This window comes from Pseudomonas sp. URIL14HWK12:I6 (assembly GCF_000514195.1).
Taxonomy (GTDB): Bacteria; Pseudomonadota; Gammaproteobacteria; order Pseudomonadales; family Pseudomonadaceae; genus Aquipseudomonas; species Aquipseudomonas putida_A.
In genome coordinates this window covers 1-4,012 of sequence record NZ_AZVL01000014.1, presented here as the reverse complement: position 1 = coordinate 4,012, position 4,012 = coordinate 1, and the positions used below count along the sequence as shown (strand labels likewise).

The window sequence follows — 4,012 nt, the reverse complement described above, 5'->3', positions numbered from 1 at the left end:
GTGTGGTTGTTCTATCAAGACCCGGCCGCTGGCCGGGTTCATCCCTGAACGGACTTGTGGTTATTTATGGAAAAGTCGAAGTTGCGCAAAGTCGGTATGGGGTTGGCATTGGCGGCGGTGGCCGGGTTGGTGCTGTACACGGTGCAGGCACCGGCCGAAGCGCCGAAGTACCAGACCGCCCCGGTCGAACGCTCGGATATCGAAAACACCGTGCTCGCCACCGGATTGCTGGAAGGCGTCAAGCAGGTGGACGTCGGTGCCCAGGTGTCGGGGCAGTTGAAGTCGCTCAAGGTCAAGGTTGGCGACAAGGTGAAGAAGGGCCAGTGGCTGGCCGAGATCGATCCGCTGGTGCTGCAGAACACCCTGCGTCAGGCGCAGGTCGATGAGGAAAACCTGCAGGCGCAAAAGCGCGCCACGCAGGCCCAGCTCAAACAGACCAAAGCGATTTACCAGCGCTATCAGAACCTGCAGGAAGACGCGTCGATCTCGCGTCAGGATTTCGAAACCGCGCAATCGGACTACGAGGTGCAGCAGGCCAACCTGCTGTCGCTGGACGCGCAGATCAAAAGTGCGCACATCCAGATCGATACCGCAAAGGTCAACCTCGCGTACACGCGGATCGTCGCGCCGATCGATGGCGACGTGGTCGGCATCGTCACCCAGGAAGGCCAGACCGTGATCGCCAACCAGTTGGCGCCGATCCTGCTGAAACTGGCGGATCTGGACACCATGACCATCAAGGCCCAGGTCTCGGAGGCCGACGTGATTCATATCGCGCCGGGGCAGCAGGTGTATTTCACTATTCTCGGCGAAGACAAACGCTATTACGGCAAGCTGCGCGGCACTGAGCCGGCGCCGCAGAACTTCCTCGAAACGCCGCCGGCCGGCACCCCGAAGCAAAACACCGCAGTGTTCTATAACGCGCTGTTCGAGGTGCCCAATCCCGACCATCGCTTGCGCATCTCGATGACCGCGCAAGTGCGCATCGTCCTCGATACCGCGCAATCGGTGCTGACCGTGCCGGTGGCCGCGCTTGGGCCACGCAACGCCGATGGCAGCTTTCCGGTGCGGGTGCTCGATTCCAAGGGCCAAGCGCAGTCGCGCAACGTCCAGACCGGGATCAACAACAACGTCAAAGTGCAGATCAATCAGGGCCTCAGCGAAGGCGAGCGGGTGGTGATCGGTGATCCGCTGCCTGCCGTGGCGGGGGCTTGAGCATGACGCAAGCGTTGCTGCAACTGACCGGCATCACCCGCAGTTTCACCGCCGGCGACCGTGAATTTCTCGCACTGAAGAACATCAACCTGACGATCAATGCCGGAGAAATGGTGGCGATCATCGGCGCGTCCGGGTCTGGCAAATCAACCCTGATGAACATCCTCGGTTGCCTCGACTATGCGACCGCCGGCAGTTACAAGATCAACGGCCAGGAGACCCGCGACCTCGACGATCAGGCGCTGGCCGAACTGCGCCGCGATTACTTCGGTTTCATCTTCCAGCGCTATCACTTGCTGCCGCACCTGAGCGCGATGCACAACGTCGAGATGCCGGCCATTTACGCCGGGATCCCGGCGCCGCAACGCCATGCCCGCGCCCGCGAATTGCTGGCACGGCTGGGCCTTGATGGGCACCTGACCCACCGGCCGAGTCAGCTCTCCGGTGGTCAGCAACAACGGGTGAGTATCGCCCGGGCCTTGATGAACGGCGGTGAAGTGATCCTCGCCGACGAACCCACCGGCGCCCTCGACACCGCCAGCGGCAAAGAGGTAATGCGTATTCTGCTGGAGCTGCACGCGGCCGGGCACACGGTGATTCTGGTGACCCACGACCCTAAAGTCGCGGCCAACGCCGAACGCATCATCGAAGTCAGCGACGGTGAAATCCTCAGCGACCGGCGCAATCAGCGCGACACCGGGCAACTGTCGGACGAAGAGGAGGTGCCGCCCAAACCACCGGCGACACGCCGTTTGGTCGCCAGCCTCGGGCTGTTCAAGGAGGCCTTCAACATGGCCTGGGTGGCGCTGATTTCGCACCGCATGCGCACCTTGCTGACCATGCTCGGGATTGTCATCGGCATCACCTCGGTGGTGTCGATTTCGGCGATCGGTGAGGGCGCGAAAAACTACGTGCTCAAGGACATTTCGGCGATCGGCAGCAATACCATCGATATCTATTCCGGCAGCAGTTTCGGCGACAAGCGCGCCGCCTCGATCGAGACACTGGTGCCGGCCGACGTCACCGCGCTGAATCAGCTGTATTACGTCGACAGCGCCACCCCGGTGGTCGGTCGCAGCATGCTTCTGCGTTATCGCAACATCGACCTCGATGCGCAGATCAACGGTGTCAGTGACCAGTATTTCCAGGTTCGCGGAATCAAACTGGAGGCGGGCATCACCTTCAGCGAGAGCGACGCGCGGCGTCAGGCGCAGGTGGTGGTGATCGACTTCAACACCCGGCATCGGTTATTCGGCGAGGGCGTCGATCCGCTGGGGCAGGTGATCCTGATCGGTAACCTGCCATGCACCGTGATCGGCGTGGCCGCCGAGAACAAGAACCTGTTTGCCTCGGGCAAAACCCTCAACGTCTGGGTGCCCTACGAAACCGCCGCCGGGCGTATCTTGGGCCAACGTTTTCTCGACAGCATCAGCGTACGGATCAAGGACGGCCAGTCGAGCAAAGTCGTGGAAAATCACGTCACCCAATTGATGCTGCAACGCCACGGCATCAAGGACTTCTACACTAACAACCTCGACAGCGTGATGCAGACCGTGCAGAAAACCAGCCGCTCGCTGGCCTTGCTGCTGTCGCTGATCGCGGTGATTTCGCTGGTGGTCGGCGGCATCGGGGTGATGAACATCATGCTGGTGTCGGTCACCGAGCGTACCCGCGAGATCGGCATTCGCATGGCGGTCGGCGCGCGTCAGTCGGACATCCGTCAGCAGTTTCTGGTGGAGGCGGTGATGGTCTGCCTGCTCGGCGGGGCCATCGGCATTTCCCTGTCGTACGCCATCGGCCATCTGTTTTCGCTGTTCATCAAGGAATGGGAGATGGTGTTCTCCATGGCCTCGGTGCTGACGGCGGTGATCTGCTCGACGCTGATCGGCATCGTCTTCGGCTTCGTCCCCGCGCGCAATGCATCGCGCCTCGATCCGATCGAGGCGCTGGCGCGGGACTGATTGCCGAAGCTGATTGGCCGGGCTGGTGTCTGAAGTTCACACATCGAAAGGGACGGGTGATGAACCCGTCCCTGTTTTTCGCTTTCCAACTGTGGGAGCGAGCCTGCTCGCGAAAGCGGCCTCACAGTCGACCAATCCCTGACTGAATGCACTCGGTCAAATGGTGGGAGCTGGCTTGCCAGCGATGACGGCCTACAAGCCGACCAATTCCCACCTGAATGCACTCAATCCAACTGTGGGAGCGGGCTTGCTCGCGAAAGCGGTCTGCCAGACGACATCAAAACTACAGGAGCAATCCCGGTTCTCTACACGCACCATAAACGCATCGCCGCAACCACGTTTAAAATACACGACCCGTTACGCCATAACGGCTACAACGCCTTGCGCCGTTACCTACACGTACGCCAGAATCCGCCGGCTTACACGGCTATGGGGCGGGCTATATCGTTTCCCTGTCACTGAAAATCAGTGATCGGGTTTGGTAGCCCGTTTCTAAGTGTGATGGCGACACCGTGTGCAGTCCCTTTTCAGGGGCTCGATTTTATGGTGGCCATGCGTGGGGCTCCTTCGGGAGCGCCGGGTTTTCCTGCTTAGACCGGTCTACCAACCCGCGTATGGCCGCCACCCTCGTTTGGTAGCGAGAGTGATGGCTCCTTACTTTTGCTAAGCAGGAGCTTCATCCATGTTCAAAGCCACACCCAACCCCCCGGACACCTCAATCCCGTACGACCCAGCCCTCGACCCGCAGAAGATAAAAGCGGCCACCGACCGCGCCATCAACTTCTACCTCAACCCCGGCGCCCTGAAGATCTCGATCCCTTCAACCTCGTCATGCA

2 protein-coding genes are annotated in these 4,012 nt (G+C 60.7%); both read left to right on the top strand.

Going from position 1 to position 4,012, the window contains the following annotated elements; translation table 11 throughout:
* The first annotated feature begins 66 nt into the window (after nt 1-66).
* Nucleotides 67-1,215, top strand: a complete 1,149-nt coding sequence (macA, locus tag H043_RS0118670) for a macrolide transporter subunit MacA (protein WP_027613123.1) — start codon at nt 67-69, stop codon at nt 1,213-1,215.
* Nucleotides 1,216-1,217: 2 nt separating this feature from the next.
* Nucleotides 1,218-3,176 carry a MacB family efflux pump subunit gene (locus tag H043_RS0118665; RefSeq protein WP_027613122.1) on the top strand — a complete coding sequence of 653 codons (1,959 nt, stop codon included), beginning with the start codon at nt 1,218-1,220 and terminating at the stop codon, nt 3,174-3,176.
* Nucleotides 3,177-4,012: the final 836 nt, after the last annotated feature.

Excerpts from the sequence above, each read along its gene's own strand:
- H043_RS0118665 (WP_027613122.1), top strand. The coding sequence starts at position 1,218 with ATGACGCAAGCGTTGCTGCAACTGACCGGCATCACCCGCAGTTTCACC.
- macA (WP_027613123.1), top strand. The coding sequence starts at position 67 with ATGGAAAAGTCGAAGTTGCGCAAAGTCGGTATGGGGTTGGCATTGGCG.